A 22,407-nucleotide genomic window follows, 5' to 3' on the forward strand; every position below is an offset into this window, starting at 1 on the left:
CCATGGCTGGGACCCGCAGGTTACTGACCCGTCAGATGATCTTCCACCGCACCAGCGCCCCCAGCGTCAACGCCCCCGGCAGCAGCGGCAGCCACACCGTGATGATCCGGTAGGCCAGCACCACCGCCGTCGCCACCGTCACCGGGCCGCCCACCGCCACCAGTGCCACGACCAGCGCCGCCTCGACCGAGCCCAGTCCGCCCGGCGTGGGCACCAGGGCGACGGCCACGGTGGCCGCCAGATACGCGAGCGCGATATGGGCCGGCGGCACCTGAAGGCCCAGCGCCAGCCCCACCAGGACGAGCCCCGACGCCTGAAGTACCGGAAAGGCCAGCGATCCGCCCCAGAGCGCCAGCGCCCGGGACGGGCGGGCGTGCACCGAGCGCGCCTCGCCCAGCGCGGTGCGCAGGAACGACGAAACGACGGCGCGCAGCCGTCGTACGCAGACCAGGAGAACCGCCGCCACGGCCGCCGTCGCTCCGGCCGCCGTCAGCAGCGGGCCCCAGACCCCCGCGGGCAGCAGCGGTCCGAGACGCAGCGCGTCGGGGAAGGTGATGAGCAGCGCGGCCAGGAGACCGACCCGGGCCACGCTCTCCGCCAGCAGATACAGCGCCAGCGCCGCCGAGGAACGGGCCGGCGACAGACCGCACACCGTCATGAAGCGCAGGTTGACCGCGCTCGCGCCCAGCCCCGTGGGCAGCAGATGGTTGGCCGCGCCCGCCGCGAACTGGGTGACGAGCAGCCGCAGTCCCGGCAGCCGGTCGACCACCGCTCCCTGCCGGGTCACCGCCGCCGCGACCCAGGTCAGACAGGTGGCGCCGGTCGCCGCGAGCAGCCACGGCCACTCGGCCGACGCCAGCCGGCCGATGCCCTCGGCGAGCACGTCGCGGTGCCGCACCGCCACCACGACGACGAGCGCGACGGGGAGCAGGCACAGGATCCGGCGGAGCGGGAGGCGCCGGAGCAGGCTGCGTCTCAGGAGGAGTTGGGCTGTCACACCGGCAGAGGTTCGCCGCGCCGCGCCAACAGCGGGTTGCGGCGGCACGGCCGGCGTCTTACGGACCGGCTGCGGACGGACAGCGATCTTCCTTACGCCGACGCCGACAGCGATGCCGACGCCGATGCCGACTCCGACACCGGGCATCGGCTTGACCTCAAGATTGCTTGAGGTTCTAGGTTCCTCTCCATGAGCATGGAAACCACAGCCTGGACACAGCTGTACAGCGTCATGAACGCCGAACGCGAGCGCCGCCCGTTCGCCCCCGCCACCCTGCGCCGCATCGGCGCGTTCGCCCGCCCGCACCGCCGCAGGATCACGTTCTTCGTCGTGCTCGGGGTGGCGACCGCACTCCTCGCCGTGGCGACCCCCGTACTCGCCGGGCGGGTCGTCGACGCGATCGTGACGCACGGCGACGAGGGCACCGTCGTTCGTCTGGCCCTGCTGATCGCCCTGATCGCGGTGGCGGAGGCGGTGCTCGGGGTCATCGCCAGGCGTCTGTCGGCGACGCTCGGGGAGGGCCTCATCCTCGATCTGCGCACGGCTGTGTTCGATCATGTGCAGCGCATGCCGGTCGCGTTCTTCACACGCACTCGTACGGGAGCGCTGGTCTCCCGTCTCAACAACGACGTGATCGGCGCGCAGCGCGCCTTCAGCAACACCCTGTCCGGCGTGGTCAGCAACCTCGTCACCCTGCTGCTCACCCTCGCCGTCATGCTGACCCTCTCCTGGCAGATCACCCTTCTGGCCCTCGTCCTGCTCCCCGTCTTCGTGATCCCGGCCCGCCGCATGGGCCACCGCATGGCCCGCATGCAGCGGGAGGCCGCCACGCTCAACGCCGCGATGGGCACCCGCATGACCGAGCGCTTCTCGGCGCCCGGCGCCACGCTCGTCAAGCTCTTCGGCCGCCCGGGGGAGGAGTCGCAGGAGTTCACGGCCCGGGCCCGCAGGGTGGCCGACATCGGAGTACGGACGGCCACCGCCCAGTCGGTGTTCATCACCGCACTCACCCTGGTGTCCGCCCTCGCCCTCGCCCTGGTCTACGGCCTCGGCGGCTGGTTCGCCCTGCGCGGCACCCTGGAGCCGGGGGCCGTCGTCTCACTGGCGCTGCTGCTGACCCGTATGTACGCGCCCCTGACCGCGCTCGCCGGCGCCCGCGTCGAGGTCATGAGCGCGCTGGTCAGCTTCGAGCGGGTCTTCGAAGTGCTCGATCTCAAGCCGCTGATCGAGGAGAAGCCGGACGCGAAGAAGGTCCCCGACGGCCCCGTCTCGGTGGAGTTCGACGACGTCCGCTTCGGCTACCCCGCCGCCGACCAGGTCTCCCTCGCCTCCCTGGAGGAGGTCGCGACCCTCGACACGCGCGGCGGCGCCGAGGTGCTGCACGGCATCTCCTTCCGCGCCGAACCCGGCCAGACCATCGCCCTGGTCGGCTCGTCCGGCGCGGGCAAGTCGACCGTCGCCCAACTCCTCCCGCGGCTCTACGACGTCGACGAGGGAGCCGTACGGATCGCGGGCGTCGACGTCCGCGACCTGAGCGCCGAATCCCTGCGCGCCACCCTCGGCATGGTCACCCAGGACGGCCACCTCTTCCACGACACCGTCCGCGCCAACCTGCTGCTCGCCCGCCCCGCCGCCACCGACGCCGAACTCTGGGACGCGCTGCGCCGCTCCCGTCTCGACGCGCTCGTACGGTCCCTGCCCGACGGCCTCGACACGGTGGTCGGCGAGCGCGGCTACCGGCTCTCCGGCGGTGAGCGCCAGCGGATGACCATCGCCCGGCTGCTGCTGGCCCGTCAGCGCGTCGTCATCCTCGACGAGGCCACCGCCCACCTCGACAACACCTCCGAGGCCGCCGTCCAGGAGGCGCTCACCGAGGCGCTTCAGGGCAGGACCGCGGTCGTCATCGCGCACCGGCTGTCCACCGTGCGGGAGGCGGACCTGATCCTGGTGGTCGAGGCCGGCCGGATCGTCGAACGAGGCACCCACGACGAGCTGTTGGCGGCAGGAGGCCGCTACGCCGAGCTGTACCGGACCCAGTTCGAACAGCGCGCCGACGCGTTCCCGGAGGTCGGGACGGCGGCGTGAACGCCCCACCGCAGGGGGCGTATTCGGCCAAGGTGCACAGCCGTACCCATCATGAACTCACAAACCTCGACAGGATCGTTGCTTCGCCCCGGTTCTCGACCTAGTGTGCGTTCGGTTTCCCAACAGCATCACACAGGAAATGACGCTCCCTCATAGCGCGTGCAGCGCCGCACCGTCGTCCCGAGGAAGGCCCCCGTCGATGCCGAACACCCCCCTGTCTCCCGCGTCCCCCGTCGGCCCGTCCGGCTCGCCGGGTGCGCCGGTCAGCCGCCGCCGTCTCCTCGAGGGAGGAGCCGCCGTCCTCGGCGCCCTCGCCCTGTCCGGACCCCCCGCCGCGGCCCGCGCCGCCGACGGGACCCGGGCGGCGGCCGGCACGCCGGAGTGGAACGGCAACATCAGCCTCTTCCGCGTCGGCACCGAACCGGCCCACACCACGCTGATGCCCTACGTGGACGTCCGGCAGGCGCTGGCCGCCGACCGCACCCGCTCGCCGTACCGGCTGAGCCTCGACGGCACGTGGAGGTTCGCCCACGCCGACCGCCCCGAGGACCGGGACCCCGACTTCCACCGCACCGACCTCGACGACCGCGACTGGGACACGATCCCGGTGCCCTCCGCCTGGCAGTTGCACGGCTACGACCGGCCCATCTACGTCAACATCACCTACCCCTGGTGGGGGCCGAACGGCCTCGGCGAGGAGGCGCAGCCGCCCGTCGCCCCGACCCGCTTCAACCCCGTCGGCCAGTACCGCCGTACCTTCACCCTCCCGCGCGACTGGGCGGGGCGGCGGACGTTCCTCCACTTCGAGGGGGTCAAGTCCGCCCACTACGTATGGATCAACGGGAAGCTGGTCGGCTACCACGAGGACTCCTACGACCCCGCCGAGTACGACATCACCGAACACCTCCGGGCGGGCACCAACCAGATCGCCGTGGAGGTCTACCGCTACTCCGACGGCGACTGGCTGGAGGACCAGGACATGATCCGGCTGAGCGGCATCTTCCGCTCGGTCTACCTGTACTCCACGCCCGCCGTGCACCTGCGGGACTTCCGGCTGGACACCCCGCTGAGCGACAACTACCGGGCGGCCGAACTGGCCGTCACGGCAAGCGTGCGCGACTACGGCGGCGACGGCGGCGGCCGGTACTCCGTCGAGACACAGCTGTACGACCCGAGCGGGCACCCCGTGTGGACCAGACCGCTCCAGCAGACCGTCGCGCTCGGCTCCGGCGAGGAGGAGACCGTGCGGTCCGCCAAGGCCGTGCTCCGGCCGCGTCTGTGGTCGGCCGAGCACCCCGACCTCTACACGGCCGTGCTCCGGCTGCGCGACCCGGGCGGACGGGTGATCGAGACCCTCTCCCACCGGGTCGGCCTGCGCGAATTCGCGCTCAAGGACGGCCTGATGCGCATCAACGGCAAACCGGTCTCCCTCCGGGGCACCAACCGCCACGAGATGCACCCCACCCGCGGCTCGGCCCTGACCCGCGCGGAGATGATCGAGGACATCGAGATCATCAAGCGGCTCAACATCAACAGCGTCCGCACCTCGCACTATCCCAACAACCCGCAGTGGCTGGAACTCGCCGACGCGTACGGCCTGTACCTCGTCGACGAGACGAACCTCGAAACGCACGGCATCCGCGATGAGTACCCCGGCAATCACGCCGAGTGGACCGAGGCTTGCGTGGCCCGCGCCCAGAACATGGTCCACCGCGACAAGAACCACGCGTCCGTCGTCATCTGGTCGCTCGGCAACGAGGCGGGCGGCGGCAGCACCTTCAGTACCATGTACGACTGGATCCGCTCCTACGACCCCACCCGTGTCATCCAGTACGAGGGCGACGACCGCCCCGGAACGAGCGACATCCGCTCCGAGATGTACGACAGCCCCTCCCGCGTCGAGGCACGCGCCAAGGACACCGGCGACACCCGGCCGTACGTGATGATCGAGTACTCCCACGGCATGGGGAACTCCAACGGCAACTTCAAGAAGTACTGGGACCTCGTCCGCCGCCACGACGTGCTCCAGGGCGGCTGGATCTGGGACTTCGCCGACCAGGCCCTCGAGTGGCCCACCCCGACCCGCAAACGCTTCACCGAGTCGGGGCCCGCCGCGCTGCACGGCGAGATCCTGGCCCCCGCCGGCACCTTCAGCCGCGACAAGGGCCTCAGCGGCGGCACCGTCTTCGCCCGCGACCCCCGCCTCGACCTCACAGGGTCCCTCACCCTGGAAGCCTGGGTCACTCCGCATGTCACCGGCTACCACCAGCCGATCCTGGCCAAGGGCGACACCCAGTACGCCCTCAAGCAGACCGACGACAGGCTGGAGTTCTTCATCCACGACGGCGGCCAGTGGATCACCGCGAGCTGGCCGCTGCCGGACGACTGGACCGGCCGCGAACACCACGTCGCGGGCGTCTTCGACGCCGCGTCCGGCACCCTGGCCCTCCATGTCGACGGCGCGGTACGGGCCACCCGCACCACCACCCGGCGCCCCGCCGGCAACACCGCATCCCTCTCCCTGGCCACCGACGTCGACAACCCCATCCGGGAGTTCAGCGGCACCATCCGGCGCGCCCGCGTGTACGCCCGGGCGCTGACCGCCGCCGAACTCGGCTCGGACGGCCGCGGCCCCGGCGACGACGGGGTGCGGTTCTGGTTCGACGCCGCCACCGTCGGCTTCACCGAGCTCCGGCCCCGCGACCGGACGTTCCTCGCCTACGGCGGCGACTGGGCCGACAACCCCAACGACGGCGCCTTCGCAGGTGACGGCATCGTCACCGCCGACCGGGGCCTCACCGGCAAGTCCGCCGAGGTCAAGCAGATCTACCAGGCGATCAACGCCGCCCCGGCCACCGGCGACAGGCTCACCCCCGGCGGCGCGCTCACCCTCACCAACGAATACCTCTTCACCGATCTGGGTGCCTTCGACGGGCGTTGGGAGCTCCTGGCCGACGGCAAGGTCGTCCGGCGCGGACGGCTGAGCAGGGCCCAGCTGGACCTGGCGCCGCTGTCCAGCAAGGAGATCACCGTGCCCTTCGAGATCCCGGGCGACCCGGCGCCGGGCGCCGAGTACTTCCTCCGGCTGTCCTTCACCACACGGGAGTCCACCCGGTGGGCGAAGGCCGGCTTCGAGGTGGCCAAGCAGCAACTCGCCGTCGACGCCGGCAGCCCGGCCGTCCAGCAGGTGCCGCTGTCGAACGTCCCGGTGCTGAGCCACACCGACGGAGCGACGGCGGTCACCGTCACCGGCAAGGACTTCTCCGTCACCGTCGACAAGAAGACCGGCGTCATCACCTCGTTCGAGGCAGCCGGCGCAACTCTGATCGCCTCCGGCCCCGCCCCCAACTTCTGGCGTGCCCCCACCGACAACGACCGGGGCAACGGCCAGCACACCCGCAACCAGACCTGGCGTGACGCCGGCACCCGTCGCAAGGTGACGGACGTGGCCGTCCGTGCGCTGCGGGACCGGGCCGTCGAGATCAAGGTCGCCGGCACGCTGCCCACGACGACCGAGTCGACGTACACCACCACGTACACGGTCTTCGGCAACGGTGAGATCAAGGTCGACAACACCCTGCACCCGGGCGCCGCGTCCCTGCCGTACATCCCGGAGGTCGGCACCCTGCTGCTCCTGCCGGGACGGCTGGAGCACCTGCACTACTACGGCCGGGGCCCCGAGGAGAACCACTGGGACCGCAACGACGCCACCGACGTGGGCCTGTACTCCGGCACCGTCACCGGGCAGCGGACCCACTATCTGCGTCCCCAGGAGAGCGGCAACAAGACCGACGTCCGCTGGCTGGCCCTCACCGCCCGTGACGGCACCGGCCTGCTCGTCTGCGGCGAACCCCTCGTCGAGGTCAACGCCTCGCACTTCACCCCGGAGGACCTGTCGGTCGGCGTACGTCACGACTACCAGCTGACCCCGCGAGAGGAGGTCGTGTTGCGGGTCGGCCACCGGCAGATGGGTGTGGGCGGCGACGACAGCTGGGGCGCCCACACGCACGACGAGTACAAGCTGTTCGCGAACCGCGACTACTCCTACACCTACCGGCTGCGTCCCCTCAGGGACGTCGACACGGCGACGGCGGCCGCACGCCGGCCCACCGCCGTGGAGTGACGTGGATCTCGGTGCGGGTCCGGGGGCCGCTTCCGTACCCTGGACCCGCCCGTGCATCCAGAGCCCTTGACCTGCGTAGGCAGGCAGGGAGCCGACCACTCGGAGCGCCGCATGCTGCGTACCCTGTTCAAGTCCAAGATCCACCGCGCCACCGTCACCCAGGCCGACCTCCACTACGTCGGATCGGTGACCATCGACGCGGATCTTCTCGACGCCGCCGACCTGCTGCCCGGTGAGCTCGTCCACATCGTCGACATCACCAACGGCGCCCGCCTGGAGACGTACGTCATCGAGGGGGAGCGTGGCTCGGGGGTCGTCGGGATCAACGGTGCCGCGGCCCATCTCGTCCACCCCGGCGACCTGGTGATCATCATCAGCTACGCTCAGATGACCGACGCCGAGGCGCGGGCCTACGAGCCGCGGGTCGTGCACGTCGACGGTGCCAACCGGATCGTGGCCCTCGGCGCCGATCCTTCGGAGCCGGTGCCGGGCTCCGACCAGGAGCGCAGCCCGCAGGCGGTGCCGGTGGCCTGACCCCCACCTCTCCCGAGGGACGACGGACGCAGGACCAGGAGCGTGCCATGAGCGACACGGAGATCCGCGACGACCGGGCGGCGGGCCGCCTCGAAGCCCGCCACGGCGACGAAGTCACCGGCCGCGTCGAGTACTTCGTCCTCGAGACCCCGGCCCGCGCCCTGGTCCCCGTCCACACCGTCGTGGAGCCCGCCCACGAGGGGAAGGGCATCGCGGGCTCCCTGGCCCGCGAGCTGTACGCCATGGCAGCGCGCGAGGGAGCCGCGGTGGCTCCGCTGTGCCCGTACATCGTCAAGTGGGCCGACCGCCACCCGGACGAAGCTCCCCGGCCGGCCCCTGAACTGCTGGACGCGGCGAAGGACTGGCTGAGGGCACATCCCGGGCGGTTCTGACGCGGGCGCGATCCGGTGGGGCCGGGGGCAGGACCACCTGGGCGCGCTCATTGACGCGGGTGAGTGACTGGGTGCGCGGCCCTCGGGTACGCGGGGGAGTAGTCCAGAGCCGACGTGCGTCGATTGGCTGGAGGACGCCATGACGAACCTGTATCCGGGCCCCGTCCCCATGGGACCGACGCCGGGCCCGGAGCCGCAACAACCCGAGCCGCACCAACCCGAGCCGCACCCGGTCCCGCCCCCGGAGCCCCCGCCGGCCCCTGAGCCGCCCCCGGCCCCGGGACCGCCCCCACCCACGCCGGGGCCACCCCCGCCCACCCCGGGTCCGACACCTCCCGCACCGGTGCCCGGCCCTCCCTCCCCGGGCCCGACACCGCCCCCCGGGCCGCCGGAGCCGTCCCCGTCACCGATTCCGCCGGGACCGGAGCCGGTGCCGAACCCCGAACCCGGGCCTCCGCTCTCCTGAGCCGGACAACGCCCTTGCACATGCGCTCGAACGTGTCCGGCAGGTTCGGGCAGGTGCGCTGCAACACCGCGCCCCGTGCCGCGTCCGACGACGCGTCACGGGGCGGGCTCAAGACGAACCGGGCAGGTCCTGGGCCGTGTCCGACTCAGGCGGACACCTCCGAGCGGTCCCCGCCCCACAGTGTGTGGAACGAGCCGTCGCGGTCGGTCCGGCGGTACGTGTGCGCGCCGAAGAAGTCCCGCTGGCCCTGCGTCAGCGCCGCGGGCAGCCGCTCCGCGCGCAACGCGTCGTAGTACGCGAGGGCCGCCGCGAAGCCCGGCGTCGGCACGCCCTGCCGGGTCGCGGCGATCAGCACCTCACGCCAGTCGTCCTGCGCGTCCGCGATCTCCTGCGCGAACGTCTCGTCCGCGAGCAGGCTCGGCAGGTCCGCCCGGGCGTCGTACGCGGCGCGGATCCGGTCCAGGAACGCGGCGCGGATGATGCAGCCGCCCCGCCAGATCGCCGAAACGGCGCCCAGGTCGATGTCCCAGTCGTACTCGGCGCGGGCCGCGTCGATCTCGTGGAAGCCCTGCGTGTACGACACGATCTTCGACGCGTACAGCGCCTGCTCGACCCGGTCGGCGAAGGCCGCGGCCTCCGACTCGCTCAGCGGCGCGGCCTTCGGGCCGGCCAGCCCGCGCGAGGCCTCGCGCAGCGCCGCGTGCCCGGACAGGGAGCGGGCGAAGACGGCCTCCGCGATGCCGGAGACCGGCACACCCAGGTCCAGGGCGATCTGGACCGTCCAGCGGCCCGTGCCCTTCTGCTCGGCCTGGTCGACGACGACGTCCACGAACGGCTTGCCGGTCGCCTCGTCCACGTGGGACAGCACCTCGGCGGTGATCTCGATCAGGTACGAGTCGAGCCGGCCGGTGTTCCAGGTCCGGAAGATCTCCGCGATCTGCGCGGGCTCGTACCCGGCGACATCGCGCAGCAGCTGGTACGCCTCGCCGATGAGCTGCATGTCGGCGTACTCGATGCCGTTGTGCACCATCTTCACGAAATGCCCGGCGCCGTCCGGACCGACATGCGTCACGCAGGGGGCGCCGTCCGCCGCCTTCGCGGAGATCTTCTCCAGCATCGGGCCCAGCGAGTCGTACGACTCCTTCGGGCCGCCGGGCATGATGCTCGGCCCGAGCAGCGCGCCCTCCTCGCCGCCGGAGACGCCCATGCCGACGAAGTGGATGCCCTGCTCGCGCAGCTCACGCTCGCGGCGCCGGGTGTCCGCGAAGTGTGCGTTGCCACCGTCGATGATCATGTCGCCGGGCTCCAGCAGCGGCGCGAACTCCTGGATCACCGCGTCGGTCGGGTCGCCGGCCTTCACCATGATGACCAGCCGCCGCGGGCGCTCCAGCGCCGCCACGAACTCCTTGGCGGTCTCGGCCGCGATGAACTCGCCCTCGCTCCCGAACTCCTCCACCAGCGCGCGCATCCGCGCGGGGGTCCGGTTGTGCACCGCGACCGCGTAGCCGTTGCGGGCGAAGTTGCGGGCGAGGTTGCGGCCCATGACCGCCAGACCCGTGACGCCGATCTGCGCCGAAGTGCTCATGCGATGGCTCCTAGTGACCTCGATATATCAGCGGTGCCGGTCATGCCCGCCAGTGTTGCCCCATCGTCCATCCTGACGTGCCGGTATTCCGGCCGCACATCCGGGGTGGCGCGATGTCGCCCAGTGAGATACGCACGGAGGGCCCCGTCGGACTCAGCCGCGAAGGGGTGCCGGACACCGTGCGCCGATTCCTCGCCACTTGGCGGGAGGAGGCGGCTGAATTGCCGTCTTGTCATGGCCTGTTCGCAGCGCATACTTTTGCCCCTCCTGACGCATGTCAATGGGGGGCTCCGTCATGGCCGTACGCGGCCGGCACCGCCGGTACCAGCCGAACAGGATCAACCGCGCCTCACTCACCGTCACCGCGGGCGGCGCCGGAATGGCGCTCCCCTTCATCGGCACCGGCGCCGCGCAGGCGGCCGACCTGGACACCTGGAACAAGGTCGCCGCGTGCGAGTCCACCAGCAGGTGGGACGTCAACACGGGCAACGGCTACTACGGCGGACTCCAGTTCGCCCAGTCCACCTGGGAGGCGTACGGCGGCGGGCGGTACGCGGCGCGCGCGGACCTGGCCACCAAGGACCAGCAGATCGCCGTGGCGGAGAAGGTGCTGGACGGACAGGGACCCGGGGCCTGGCCGGTCTGCTCGGTACGGGCCGGGCTGACCCGGGGCGGGGGCACACCGGACATCCACCCCGCCGGAAGCACGGACAACCCGAACAATGCGAACAACGCGAACAAGGCGAAGAAGGCGAAGGGGACCTCCGTCAAGGACGTCCAGCCGCAGTCCACGCCCCAGTCGCGGGCGGGCAGGGCCGAGATGTACACCGTCGTCCATGGCGACACCCTCTCCGGGATCGCCCGGACCCAGAAGGTCGAGGGCGGTTGGCGCGGCCTGTACACCGCGAACCGCCGGACCATCGGCACCGACCCCGATCTGATCCTGCCGGGACAGCGGCTCGCGCTGCGCGGCAAGGCGGCCCCGACGGACGAGGCGACGCCCAGGAAGAAGCCCGCCCCCAAGTCCCCGCCCCGCAAACCCTCTTCGCAGCCGGAGACCGAGAAGCAGGAGCAGGCCGCGACGACCGGCCGCTCGCTCGTCGCCCCGGTGAGCTCGGCCGCCGGCACCCCCTACCGCAAGGCCGGTGCCTCCTGGTCGAAGGGCTACCACACCGGCGTCGACTTTCCCGTCCCGACCGGTACGTCCGTGAAGTCCGTCGGCGCGGGCCGGGTGGTCAGCGCGGGGTGGGGCGGATCCTTCGGCTACGAGGTGGTGATCCGGCACACCGACGGCCGCTACTCCCAGTACGCCCACCTCTCGGCCATCTCCGTCAAGGAGGGTCAGTCGGTGGGGGCCGGCCAGCGCATCGGCCGCTCGGGCTCCACGGGCAACAGCACGGGCCCGCATCTGCACTTCGAGGTGCGGACGGGGCCCGGCTTCGGCGCGGACATCGACCCGGTGGCGTATCTCCGGGCCGGCGGGGTCAGGATTTGACGCGGATGCGATGCCGGTCGAGGACGGGTGCCGGGACGTACGGGCCACCGTAGAAGGGGCCGTACAGGTTCAGGCACTCGCCGTCGGAATGCCGCGGCTCGCCGTCCTCGTACCCGCTCTGCGCGACCTGGGCCGGTATGAGCATGTCCTCGATCCCGTCGGGTACGACGATCTCCTCGCGCGGCGACGCCGTGGACGGCTCGGCGAGGCCGGACAGCAGCAGCTCCTCGGCGCGCGCCGGAGTCAGGTCACGCTCGGCGTCCCCGGTCCGTGCGGCAGGGGCCCGCACGTCGGCCGGGTCCTGCGCGGCCCCCGCCTCCGTGCCGGCGATCCGCTCGGTCGTGAGCAGGATCAGGCCACCCGCCGCGACCACGCCACAGCTCAGGGCGAGCATGGTGCCCGTGGTGCCGTACCGGAACGTCTCGCCGAACATGGTGATGCCGACCGCGGCGGCCACGACCGGGTTGACGACGGTCAGCGTGGCCAGCGGCGCCGCGAGTCCCGCGCCCCGGTACGCGGCCTGGGACAGCAGCAGTCCGGCCGTGGCGAAGACGCCTATCGTGCCGAGGGCCGGCAGATCGGCCGCCGACACCCCGCCGTTCCAGTCGACCGCGACGATCTTCGTGAACACCGAGGACATGCCGAAGGCTATGCCGGACGCCGTGGCGAGCAGCATGCTGCGCACCGCCGGATGACGGTGCGCAGCGCGGCCCGCGACCATCAGCGCCACGACCATGCCGCCGGTCACCAGGGCCACGGCCACCCGCTGCGCCGCGTCCAGCGACTGCGACTCGGAGGCACCGACCAGGGACAGCAGGCCGGCCAGACCCACACTCGCCATGATCGCGCCCCGCCAGGCCGTCGACCCGGCCCTGCGGCCCACGAACAGCGCCGCCATCGGCAGCGCGAACACGATCGTCAGGGCGCCCAGCGGCTGCACCAGACTGAGCGGGCCGAAGGCCAACGCCACCACGTGCAGCAGCCCGCCGAGACCGTTCAGCGCGACCGCCGCCCACCAGCCCGGCCGGCGCATCGGCGCGAACTGCTGCCCCGGGGAGGACACCGCGACACGCTCCTGCACGATCGCCCCGCCCGCGTAAGCGACGGCGGAGACGAGCGACAGGAGCACGGACAACGCGAGGGCGCTCATGTGCTGCTCCTCTGCGTGAGGCAGGGGCGGTGACCCCGGCGCGGCGAACGGTCGGCTCTCATGACCAACACGATGCCTCGAAAACCTCTTCCCGTCGTCGTACCAGAGCACGCACTGTGTCGTACTGCCGATGGAGTATGACGAGCCCGGTCTCATCCCCAAGGCTGGTGACCCCTAGGGGGAGACCCCCAGGTGAGAACCCCGAGTGGCCTTGGTACTACTGCTCTTCGTGGACCTCGACCCCGATCTCGCAGCGCTCCGGCCGCTCGGCGGCTTCTTCGTCCTGCACACGGCGGGCAAGGCGCTTCGGCCCCTGCCGACCCTGGCACAGGCGTACGCGCAAGCGCCGTCGGACGCGTACGCGAACGCGCTCGCCTTCCGCGTCCGGAAAGTCCAAGACGCCCTGCGCGCCCCCGAGACGAGGATCGCCGCCTCCGTCGCCCAGCAGGGGCTCGCGGCCCGGCTGTGGTCGGTGACGCTCGGCTGCGCCGCCCGCTACGGCCGTGTCCCCGACCTGGATCCGCGGCTGCTGCACTGGGACCCCGACGCCGGCGCCCCCGACGACCTGCGGCTGACCGAGGTCCGCCCGCTGCCCGCGGATCCGGCGACGGTCGCGCGCCTCGTCCTGCACGGCCACCTGGAACCGCTGACCGCGGCCCTGCACACCCGCCACCGCGTCGCCACCGGGCTGCTGTGGGGCAACGCCGCGTCCGCCCTGGTCGGCGCCGCCCGGCAACTGGACCAGTGGGCCCGCGCGAACGGCCATGCCGACGCCGCCGCCCGGACCCGCGCCCTGACCGAGCGGCTCCTCGCCCACCCCCTGCTCGCCGGCACCGGCACCCTCACCGGCATGGCCTTCCGGCGCCGCAGCTGCTGCCTCTACTACCGCGTGCCGGGCGGCGGCGTATGCGGTGACTGTTGCTTCACACGGCCCCCGCGCCCTTCCCCACGCGCCCCTCTTGAGTGACCATGAAAGAGCAACCAGCCGCTGAGAACAGGGGGTTCCGGGTGCGAGTGGGCCTGCTGACCCGGGAGTACCCGCCGGACGTGTACGGCGGCGCGGGTGTCCATGTCGAGTTCCTCGCCCGGGAGTTGCGCGACCTCGTCGACCTGGAGGTGCACTGCTGGGGCGAGGGCCGCGCGGTGGGCGTACGGCGCCACCGCCCCTGGTCCGTACTCGACACCGCCAACGACGCGCTGCGCACCTTCTCGGTGGATCTCGCCATGGCCGCGGGCCTCGAAGGCCGGGACATCGTCCACTCCCACACCTGGTACGCCAACCTCGCCGGCCACCTCGGCAAGCTCCAGTACGGCATCCCGCATGTGATCACCGCCCACTCCCTGGAGCCGCTGCGGCCCTGGAAGGCCGAGCAGCTCGGCGGGGGATACGCGCTGTCCGGCTGGGCCGAGCGCACGGCGATCGAATCGGCCGACGCGGTGATCGCCGTATCCGGGGCCATGCGCGACGACATCCTCGGCTGCTACCCGGCGTTGGACCCCGACCGGGTCCACATCGTGCACAACGGCATCGACACCGCTCTGTACCGCCCCGACCACCGCACCGACGTCCTCGCCCGCTTCGGCCTCGACGCGGACCGCCCGTACGTGTTGTTCGTCGGCCGCATCACCCGCCAGAAGGGCGTGCCCCATCTGCTGCGCGCGGTACGGGACATGGACTCGGCCGCCCAGGTCGTGCTGTGCGCCGGCGCCCCCGACACCGCCGAGATCGACCGGGAGTTCCGCGCCCTCTACCAGGAGCTGAGCCGGGTACGCGAAGGCGTGCACTGGATCCCGCAGATGCTGCCCCGCCCGGAGGTGATCCAACTCCTCACTCACGCCGCCGTGTTCGTCTGCCCTTCGGTGTACGAACCCCTCGGCATCGTCAATCTGGAGGCGATGGCCTGCGGAACTCCCGTAGTGGCCGCACAGGTCGGCGGCATCCCCGAGGTCGTCGAGGACGGCAAGACCGGCCTGCTCGTCCCGCTGGACGACGACTTCGAGGCGGGCCTCGCGCGGGCACTGGACGCAGTCCTCGGCGACCCGGAGACCGCCCGCCGGATGGGTGAGGCCGGACGGGAGCGCGCCGTGGGGGAGTTCGGCTGGGACGCGGTGGCACGGCGGACGGTCCGGCTCTACCGGGGGATCCTCGAACAGGCTTAGCGCGCGCTGCACAGGGCAGGCTGGCATCAACCACGGTGAGGGGAGCGGCCATGCGTCGTGGGGGACCTTCGGTGCTCGGAATCGTACTCGCGGGCGGGGAGGGCAAGCGCCTGATGCCCCTGACCGCGGACCGCGCGAAACCGGCGGTCACCTTCGGCGGCACCTACCGCCTCGTCGACTTCGTCCTCTCCAACCTCGTCAACGCCGACATCCTGCGCATCTGCGTCCTCACCCAGTACAAGTCGCACTCCCTGGACCGCCACATCACCACCACCTGGCGCATGTCCAGCCTGCTCGGCAACTACGTCACCCCGGTCCCCGCCCAGCAGCGCCTCGGCCCGCGCTGGTACCTGGGCAGCGCGGACGCGATCCTCCAGTCCCTGAACCTGGTCCACGACGAACGCCCCGAGTACGTGGCGGTGTTCGGCGCCGACCACGTGTACCGCATGGATCCGCGCCAGATGCTCGCCCAGCACATCGAGAGCGGCGCGGGCGTCACGGTGGCGGGCATCCGCGTCCCCCGGCGCGAGTCGTCGTCCTTCGGTGTGATCAGGCCCGGCTCGGACGGACTGAGCGTGGAGCGCTTCCTGGAGAAACCCGCCGATCCGCCCGGCCTGCCGGACGACCCGGAGTGCGTGTTCGCCTCCATGGGCAACTACATCTTCACCACCAAGGCCCTCATCGAGGCGCTCCAGCGGGACGCCGAGGACGAGAACTCCGTGCACGACATGGGCGGTTCGATCCTGCCCCAGCTCACCGAGCGGGGCGAGGCCCAGCTGTACGACTTCAGCGCCAACCACGTCCCCGGCGAGACCAGCCGCGACCGCGGCTACTGGCGGGACGTCGGCACCCTGGACGCGTACTACGACGCCCACATGGACCTCATCGCCGAGCGCCCGGCCTTCAACCTGTACAACCGCCAGTGGCCCGTGTACACCCACTCGGGCCAGCTCTCCCCGGCCCGCTTCAACGCGGGCGGCATCGCCGGCGAGTCCATCGTCAGCGCCGGGTGCCTGATCCGTGGGCAGGTCACCCGGTCCGTGCTCTCACCGGGCGTGCTGGTCGACCCGGGGGCCGTGGTGCAGGGCGCGGTACTGCACGACAACGTGCGCGTCGGGCGGGGCGCGGTGGTGCGCGGGGCGGTGCTGGACAAGAACGTCGAGGTGCCCCCGGGCGCGACGATCGGCGTCAACCCGGAGCGGGACGCGGACCTGTACACCGTCTCCAAGGGCGGTGTGATCGCGCTGGGGAAGGGACAGCGGGTCTCCTAGCCGCAGGAGCCGCAGGTCACCCGGTCGGCCGGCCCTCGGACCGTGTCCGGGCCCCGGCCGGTCGACCACGCCCGCATGCAGCGCGGCACCCGGCCCCCGCACTTGTCATGTACCTGGACGGGCAATGGAATCTGTGCTGTTATGCCAAGTACTGTTCATGACAACGTTGTTATGGAGGCTCCATGCGCACAAGATGCCTCAGAAACCGACTCGCCCTACTTCTCGCCGGCGCCCTGGGACTGGCGGGCCTGACCGCGACGCCCGCACCGGCGGCGTCCGGCGACCCCGTCGAGATCCACGGCCTGAAGGGCGAGTACTTCACCCAGTCCGCCCCCGGCGCCTTCGACTTCCACGCGCTGAAGGCGACCGCCTTCGACCCCGCGCTCGACTTCGACGACCTGGAGCCGCGCCTCGCCTTCGCCACCGGCCGGTCGGACGACGTCAGCGTCCGCTGGACCGGCAGGATCGTGCCGGAGAAGACCGGCCCCCACACCTTCTCGATCACCGGCGACAACGGCTTCCGGCTCTGGATCGACGGAAAGCTCGCCATCGACCACTGGGTCGACGACTGGGACCGCGAACAGACCGCCGAACCCGTCGAGTTGACCGCCGGCACCGCCCATGACATCAAGGTCGAGTACTTCGAGCACTACGGCGGCTCCAATCTGCACCTGCGCTGGACCGAACCCGGCGGCGGCAAGGAGCCCGTCCCGCAGTCCGCGTTCCGCCTCCCCGAGGGCTTCGACTACGACGGGGCGATCGCGGCCACGGTCCTCGGCAGCGGCCGTACGCTCAAGCTCGACTTCGCCCGCAGCCTCGCCGCGCCCCCGGCCGGCGTCACCGACCACCTGGAAGCGGTGATCGGCGGGGCGGCCTGGCCGCTAGGCGCCGCGAAAGTGGACCCCGCCGATCCCCGCGCCCTCCTCGTCGCGCTGAAGGAACCCGTGGTCGGCAACAAGACCGGTACGGCACCTGGCACGGCCGACATCCGCTACGACGGCCGAGGCGGTCTGGCCGACGTCGAAGGCAACGTTGTCAAGCCGTTCTGGAGCAGCGGCGCCAACACATCGACTCACCGGCTGCGCACCCGCTGGGCCGACGAGGTGGGCCCCGACAACGCCCTCCCCGAGTACCCGCGCCCCCAGCTGACCCGGTCCGCCTGGCGCAACCTCAACGGCCGCTGGCAGTTCGCGGCGGCCGAGGCGGGGGAGCGGCCACCGGTCGGCAAGAACCTCGCCGAGCGGATCCTCGTCCCGTACCCGGTCGAGTCCCAGCTCTCCGGCCTGGAGCGGCACGAGGACCGCATGTGGTACCGCCGTACCTTCACGGTCCCGGCCGACTGGCGCATCGGCTCCGGCAAGCGCCTGAAGCTCAACTTCGGCGGCGTCGACTGGCGGTCCGAGGTCTACGTCAACGGCACCAGGGTCGCCGAGCACACGGGCGGCTACGACAAGTTCGCCGCCGACATCACGGACGCGCTCAAACCCGGCCGCATCCAGGAGCTGATCGTCGGCGTGTACGACCCCACCGACGCGGCGAACGGCGAGAACCCGCCGCTCGGCAAGCAGCGCCTGGACCCGAGCGGCATCTGGTACACCCCGTCCTCCGGCATCTGGCAGACGGTGTGGATGGAGCCGGTCGCCCCCGACCACGTCGCCGGGCTGAAGCTCGTCCCGGACCTCGGCACCCGCACCCTGACCGTCGAGCCGCAGGGCGTGCGCGACGGCCTACCCGTCACGGCGACGGCGTACGACGGACGGCGCAAGGTCGCCACGGCGAACGGCCGCACCGGCCGGCCGCTGACCCTGACCATCCCCGACCCGCACCTGTGGTCGCCCGACGACCCCTTCCTGTACGACCTGAAGGTCACCGTCGGCGCCGACCGGGTCGGCAGCTACTTCGGCATGCGCTCCATCGCCGTCGAGAAGGTGAACGGCGTGCCGCGCACGATCCTCAACGGCGAGCCGGTCTTCCTGATGGCCACCCTCGACCAGGGCTTCTGGCCCGACGGCCTGCACACCGCCCCGACCGACGAAGCCCTCGCGTACGACCTGAAGGCGCACAAGAAGCTGGGATTCAATTCCGTGCGCAAGCACATCAAGGTCGAGCCGGACCGCTGGTTCCACTGGGCCGACCGGCTGGGACTGCTGGTCTGGCAGGACATGCCCGCGATGAGGGCGGGGGTGAACCCGGGCGCCGCGGCCCGCGCCCAGTACGAGCGCGAGATGAAACAGATGATCGACGAGCACATCAGCAGCCCGTCGGTGGTCATGTGGGTCACCTTCAACGAGGGCTGGGGCCAGTACGACATCGGCCGTGTCGCCGAGCAGGCGAAGGCGTGGGACCCGACCCGCCTGGTCAACAACCAGTCGGGTCTCAACCTCGGCGCCGACGGGAACGCCGGCGACATCATGGACGAGCACGGCTACCCCAGCCCGGCCCTGCCGCCGCGGCCCGACGGCGCACGGGCGCTGGTCAGCGGCGAGTACGGCGGCCTCGGTCTGGCGGTGCCGGGGCACGCCTGGTCGGTGCAGCAGTCGTACGTCGACGTCGACCCCGCCACCTACACGGAGGACTACCTCACCAAGCTGGACGAGGTGCGGGCCCTGGTCTGCCGGGGGAGCAACGGCGCCGTGTACACCCAGATCTCGGACGTCGAGGGTGAGCTGAACGGGCTGCTGACCTACGACCGCGCCGTACTGAAACCGGACGCGGCGCGGCTCCGGGCCGCTCATGAGGCGCTGATCCGTGACGCCTCCCGGGTGACACCGACGGGATGCCCGGCGCCGCAACCTGTGCTGAAGTGACCTCATATGCACCATGAGTCCCGCCCCTTTTTGAGGGGCGGGACTTAATCTGCTGTTAACTGTGCGTAGCTTGATCGTACTTGACCGTAATCGCTCATGAGCGATTGACTGCTGATCCACCCTTCGTCGACGCGAGGCAAGCCATTGACTTCTGACCTGCTCGCACCCCTCGACCTGGCGTTCTGGAACATCGAGTCCGCCGAACACCCCATGCACCTGGGCGCGCTCGGCGTCTTCACGGCGCACTCGCCCACCGCCGGCGCGCACGCGGCCGACCTGCTCGCGGCCCGCGCCGCCGCCGTACCTGGACTGCGGATGCGGATCCGCGACGCATGGCAGCCGCACGGCCTGCTGCGGCCGTTCTCCTTCGGCGGCGCCACCCGCGAGCCCGCCGAGGACTTCGACCCGCTCGACCACGTCCGGTTGCACGCCCCGACCGCCGACTTCCAGGCGATGGCCGGCCGGCTCATGGAGCGGCCCCTGGAGCGCGGCCGGCCGCCGTGGGAGGCGCATGTGCTGCCCGGGGAGGACGGTGTGTCCTTCGCCGTGCTGTTCAAGTTCCACCACGCCCTGGCCGACGGCCTGCGGGCGCTGACGCTCGCCGCCGCGATCCTGGACCCGATGGACCTGCCGGCGCGCCGGCCCCGCCCCGAGCAGCCCCGCGGCAGTCGCCTCCCGGATGTACGCAAGCTGCCGGACCTGCTGCGCGGCAGGCTGTCCGACGTGGGCCGCGCCCTCGACATCGGCGCGTCCGTCGCCGTCTCCACGCTGGGTGTGCGCTCCTCGGCCGCGCTGGCCGCCGAGCCCAGCGGCACCCGGCGCACCGCGGGGGTCGTCATCGACATCGACGACGTGCACGTGGTCCGCAAGGCCGTCGGCGGCACCGTCAACGACGTACTCATCGCGGTCGTCGCCGGCGCCCTGCGCCGCTGGCTCGACGAACGCGGCGACGGCAGCGAGGGCGTCGCCCCCCGCGCCCTGATCCCGGTCTCCAAACGCCGCCCGCGCACCGCGCACCCACAGGGCAACCGGCTCTCCGGCTACTTGATACGGCTCCCGGTCGACGACCCCGATCCCCTGCGCCGCCTCGCCACCGTCCGCACCGCCATGGACCGCAACAAGGACGCCGGACCCAACCGGGGCGCGGGCGCCGTCGCCCTGCTCGCCGACCATGTCCCCGCGCTCGCGCACCGGCTCGGCGGACCGCTGGTCGGCCAGGCCGCCCGGCTCTGGTTCGACATCCTCGTCACCAGCGTCCCGCTGCCCGGCGTCGCCCTGAAGCTCGGCGGCCACGCGGTCACCGAGGTCTACCCCTTCGCCCCGCTGGCCCGCGGCCAGTCCCTGGCGATCGCGATCTCGACCTACCGCGGGCGCGTCCACTACGGCCTCGTCGCGGACGCCGCGGCCGTACCGGACCTCGATGTGCTCGCCGCGGCCCTGTCCGAGGAGGTGGAGACGCTCATCACCGCCTGCGCTCCTTGACCACGGCCGGTTTTGGAGGACCGGCCCGGCGCTCCGTAGAATTCCCCGTTCGAAAGCGGGCGCGGTCGGAGCGCCGCACGGTGAGCAGGGAAACGGCAGCGCGATGACGGTGACAGAGGAAGGCTCGGCGATCACGGACGAGGTCGTGCGCGAGCCCGCCGACGAGGTCGCATACGGCCCCGGCATCGACCCCGAGCGGCTCGCCGTCTGCCTCGGCGTGCTCGAGGAGCTCGACAAGCTGGAGGTCGACCACCCGGACGCGATCGCCGTGCGCCGGGCCACCGCCGGCATCTACCGCACCGTCAAGCAGCGCCGCCGTCAGGAGCGCCGGGCCGCCAAGACCGCCCACGACAAGGCGGTCACGGAGGCCACGGCGACCGGCTCCGCGCAGCGCATCGACGACGAGACCGAGGGCCTGCTGCCGTCGTCGGTCACCGAGGCCGGGAAGATCGCGGGGATACTCCAGCGCCCCCGCTCCTGCTACACCTGCAAGACCCGGTACGTGGAAGTCGACTACTTCTACCACCAGCTCTGTCCGGACTGCGCCACCCTGAACCGGGACAAGCGCGACGTCCGCGCCGACCTGACCGGCAAGCGCGCCCTGCTCACCGGAGGCCGCGCCAAGATCGGTATGTACATCGCGCTGCGGCTGCTGCGCGACGGCGCGCACACGACGATCACCACGCGCTTCCCGAAGGACGCCATCCGCCGTTTCAAGGCCATGGACGACTCGGCGGACTGGATGCACCGCCTGGAGGTCGTCGGCATCGACCTGCGCGACCCCGCGCAGGCCGTGGCCCTCGCCGAGCAGGTCGCCGAGGCGGGCCCCCTGGACATCCTCATCAACAACGCGACGCAGACCGTGCGCCGGCTGCCCTCCGCCTACGCCGCCCTGGTCGAGGGCGAGAGCGCCCCGCTGCCCGCCGGCGAGCTCCCCGCCCATCACGTCATCGGCGCGTTCAACTCCGGCGCGGTCGACGGCCTCGCCGCGCTGCCGCTGGGCACCAGCGGCCTCGACGCCCAGAAGGTCGCCGACCTCGCCCTGGTCGCGGGCAACGCGAGCGTCGAGCGGCATCTCGACGGCACGGCCATCGACGCGGGCGGCCTCGTCCCCGACGTCGTCGAGTCGAACACCTGGGTGCAGACCATCGACCAGATCTCCCCGGTCGAGCTGCTGGAGACCCAGCTCTGCAATTACACCTCGCCGTTCATCCTGATCAGCGCGCTGCGCCCGGTCATGGCCGACGCGGCGAAGAAGGCGGCGAGCGGCCGGGCCTACGTCGTGAACGTGTCGGCGATGGAGGGCGTCTTCGGCCGCGGCTACAAGGGTGCGGGGCACCCCAACACGAACGCCGCCAAGGCCGCGATGAACATGGTCACCCGGACCAGTGCCCAGGAGATGTTCCAGACCGACGGCATCCTCATGACCTCCGTCGACACCGGCTGGATCACCGACGAGCGCCCCCACTACGACAAGCTGCGACTCGCCGAGGCCGGCTTCCACGCACCGCTGGACCTGGTCGACGGCGCCGCCCGGGTCTACGACCCGATCGTGCGTGGCGAGGCGGGGGACGATCTGTACGGCGTCTTCATGAAGGACTACGCGCCGGGCAAGTGGTAGCCGGTCCGGCCGACGGCCAGGACGGACGGCGGTTGCGTGCGGGTCGGGGGGCGGCGGTCCGCGGCGGTCCGCGGCCTGGTCCGGCCGAACTTGCGCAGCCTGAGGCCCACGAGCGTCGGCTGATGGTCCGGGTCCGCCACGCTCCCGGCCGCCCCGACGCCCCGCGGCTCCTTGGCCGTCCGGCGTATCTCGTCGGTGTCCCGTGCGGTGAGGCGCGGCCGGGCGCAGGGCGGTGTCAT

The 22,407-nt window shown here is 71.8% G+C and carries 15 protein-coding genes; 11 read left to right on the forward strand and 4 right to left on the reverse strand.

Going from position 1 to position 22,407, the window contains the following annotated elements:
- Nucleotides 1–31: 31 nt before the first annotated feature.
- Nucleotides 32–997 carry a YbhN family protein gene (locus ACHBTE_RS26400; protein WP_394726592.1) on the reverse strand — a complete coding sequence of 322 codons (966 nt, stop codon included), beginning with the start codon at nucleotides 995–997 and terminating at the stop codon, nucleotides 32–34.
- 195 nt (nucleotides 998–1,192) lie between these two features.
- On the opposite strand from ACHBTE_RS26400, the gene ACHBTE_RS26405 reads away from it, so the two are divergent.
- From ACHBTE_RS26405 to ACHBTE_RS26420, 4 genes are all read left to right on the forward strand, one after another.
- On the forward strand, nucleotides 1,193–3,082 hold the full coding sequence (locus ACHBTE_RS26405; protein WP_394726676.1) for an ABC transporter ATP-binding protein: 1,890 nt from the start codon (nucleotides 1,193–1,195) through the stop codon (nucleotides 3,080–3,082).
- A gap of 199 nt (nucleotides 3,083–3,281) precedes the next feature.
- Entirely contained in the window at nucleotides 3,282–7,205 is a 3,924-nt protein-coding gene (locus ACHBTE_RS26410) for a glycoside hydrolase family 2 TIM barrel-domain containing protein (RefSeq protein ID WP_394726593.1), read from the forward strand.
- A gap of 111 nt (nucleotides 7,206–7,316) precedes the next feature.
- The gene (gene panD, locus ACHBTE_RS26415) at nucleotides 7,317–7,739 is read left to right on the forward strand and encodes an aspartate 1-decarboxylase (RefSeq protein WP_394726594.1); all 423 of its coding nucleotides are present in this window, start codon (nucleotides 7,317–7,319) and stop codon (nucleotides 7,737–7,739) included.
- Between the two features lie 47 nt (nucleotides 7,740–7,786).
- On the forward strand, nucleotides 7,787–8,131 hold the full coding sequence (locus ACHBTE_RS26420; RefSeq protein WP_394726595.1) for a GNAT family N-acetyltransferase: 345 nt from the start codon (nucleotides 7,787–7,789) through the stop codon (nucleotides 8,129–8,131).
- A 611-nt stretch (nucleotides 8,132–8,742) separates the two neighbouring features.
- On the opposite strand, the gene gndA is transcribed toward ACHBTE_RS26420, so the two are convergent.
- On the reverse strand, nucleotides 8,743–10,182 hold the full coding sequence (gene gndA, locus ACHBTE_RS26425) for an NADP-dependent phosphogluconate dehydrogenase (RefSeq protein ID WP_394726596.1): 1,440 nt from the start codon (nucleotides 10,180–10,182) through the stop codon (nucleotides 8,743–8,745).
- Nucleotides 10,183–10,477: 295 nt separating this feature from the next.
- Between gndA and ACHBTE_RS26430 the strand changes: the two genes are divergently transcribed.
- Nucleotides 10,478–11,677 carry a transglycosylase family protein gene (locus tag ACHBTE_RS26430; RefSeq protein WP_394726597.1) on the forward strand — a complete coding sequence of 400 codons (1,200 nt, stop codon included), beginning with the start codon at nucleotides 10,478–10,480 and terminating at the stop codon, nucleotides 11,675–11,677.
- Here the strand turns inward: ACHBTE_RS26430 and ACHBTE_RS26435 are convergent.
- Nucleotides 11,667–12,827: a DMT family transporter gene (locus ACHBTE_RS26435; RefSeq protein ID WP_394726598.1), complete on the reverse strand. Its 1,161-nt coding sequence runs from the start codon at nucleotides 12,825–12,827 to the stop codon at nucleotides 11,667–11,669. The genes ACHBTE_RS26430 and ACHBTE_RS26435 overlap by 11 nt on opposite strands.
- A 211-nt stretch (nucleotides 12,828–13,038) precedes the next feature.
- On the opposite strand from ACHBTE_RS26435, the gene ACHBTE_RS26440 reads away from it, so the two are divergent.
- The 6 genes from ACHBTE_RS26440 (at nucleotide 13,039) to ACHBTE_RS26465 (ending at nucleotide 22,168) form a co-directional block, all read left to right on the forward strand.
- A complete protein-coding gene (locus ACHBTE_RS26440) occupies nucleotides 13,039–13,794 on the forward strand; it encodes a (2Fe-2S)-binding protein (protein WP_394726677.1) in 756 nt (251 codons plus the stop codon).
- Between the two features lie 41 nt (nucleotides 13,795–13,835).
- Complete coding sequence (gene glgA / locus ACHBTE_RS26445; protein ID WP_394726678.1) at nucleotides 13,836–14,987, forward strand: glycogen synthase; 1,152 nt, start codon at nucleotides 13,836–13,838, stop codon at nucleotides 14,985–14,987.
- 50 nt (nucleotides 14,988–15,037) lie between these two features.
- Nucleotides 15,038–16,258, forward strand: a complete 1,221-nt coding sequence (gene glgC, locus ACHBTE_RS26450; protein WP_394726599.1) for a glucose-1-phosphate adenylyltransferase — start codon at nucleotides 15,038–15,040, stop codon at nucleotides 16,256–16,258.
- Between the two features lie 182 nt (nucleotides 16,259–16,440).
- Nucleotides 16,441–19,065, forward strand: coding sequence for a PA14 domain-containing protein (locus ACHBTE_RS26455; RefSeq protein ID WP_394726600.1), 2,625 nt, complete (start codon nucleotides 16,441–16,443; stop codon nucleotides 19,063–19,065).
- A 144-nt stretch (nucleotides 19,066–19,209) separates the two neighbouring features.
- Nucleotides 19,210–20,547 (forward strand): wax ester/triacylglycerol synthase family O-acyltransferase, encoded by a 1,338-nt coding sequence (locus ACHBTE_RS26460; protein ID WP_394726601.1) that lies wholly within the window; start codon nucleotides 19,210–19,212, stop codon nucleotides 20,545–20,547.
- 103 nt (nucleotides 20,548–20,650) lie between these two features.
- Nucleotides 20,651–22,168 carry an SDR family NAD(P)-dependent oxidoreductase gene (locus ACHBTE_RS26465; protein WP_394726603.1) on the forward strand — a complete coding sequence of 506 codons (1,518 nt, stop codon included), beginning with the start codon at nucleotides 20,651–20,653 and terminating at the stop codon, nucleotides 22,166–22,168.
- Here the strand turns inward: ACHBTE_RS26465 and ACHBTE_RS26470 are convergent.
- A complete protein-coding gene (locus ACHBTE_RS26470) occupies nucleotides 22,147–22,407 on the reverse strand; it encodes a hypothetical protein (RefSeq protein WP_394726604.1) in 261 nt (86 codons plus the stop codon). The two genes, ACHBTE_RS26465 and ACHBTE_RS26470, sit on opposite strands and share 22 nt — an antisense overlap.

It is taken from the genome of Streptomyces sp. M41, from assembly GCF_043673425.1.
In the GTDB taxonomy this organism is placed as follows: domain Bacteria; phylum Actinomycetota; class Actinomycetes; order Streptomycetales; family Streptomycetaceae; genus Streptomyces.

Bases quoted from the DNA above. Each gene is read 5' to 3' on its own strand.
- panD (WP_394726594.1), top strand. From the start codon at position 7,317: ATGCTGCGTACCCTGTTCAAGTCCAAGATCCACCGCGCCACCGTCACC.
- ACHBTE_RS26470 (WP_394726604.1), bottom strand. From the start codon at position 22,407: ATGACACCGCCCTGCGCCCGGCCGCGCCTCACCGCACGGGACACCGAC.
- glgC (WP_394726599.1), top strand. From the start codon at position 15,038: ATGCGTCGTGGGGGACCTTCGGTGCTCGGAATCGTACTCGCGGGCGGG.
- ACHBTE_RS26465 (WP_394726603.1), top strand. From the start codon at position 20,651: ATGACGGTGACAGAGGAAGGCTCGGCGATCACGGACGAGGTCGTGCGC.
- ACHBTE_RS26430 (WP_394726597.1), top strand. From the start codon at position 10,478: ATGGCCGTACGCGGCCGGCACCGCCGGTACCAGCCGAACAGGATCAAC.
- ACHBTE_RS26455 (WP_394726600.1), top strand. From the start codon at position 16,441: ATGCGCACAAGATGCCTCAGAAACCGACTCGCCCTACTTCTCGCCGGC.
- ACHBTE_RS26420 (WP_394726595.1), top strand. From the start codon at position 7,787: ATGAGCGACACGGAGATCCGCGACGACCGGGCGGCGGGCCGCCTCGAA.
- ACHBTE_RS26435 (WP_394726598.1), bottom strand. From the start codon at position 12,827: ATGAGCGCCCTCGCGTTGTCCGTGCTCCTGTCGCTCGTCTCCGCCGTC.
- ACHBTE_RS26410 (WP_394726593.1), top strand. From the start codon at position 3,282: ATGCCGAACACCCCCCTGTCTCCCGCGTCCCCCGTCGGCCCGTCCGGC.
- ACHBTE_RS26405 (WP_394726676.1), top strand. From the start codon at position 1,193: ATGGAAACCACAGCCTGGACACAGCTGTACAGCGTCATGAACGCCGAA.
- gndA (WP_394726596.1), bottom strand. From the start codon at position 10,182: ATGAGCACTTCGGCGCAGATCGGCGTCACGGGTCTGGCGGTCATGGGC.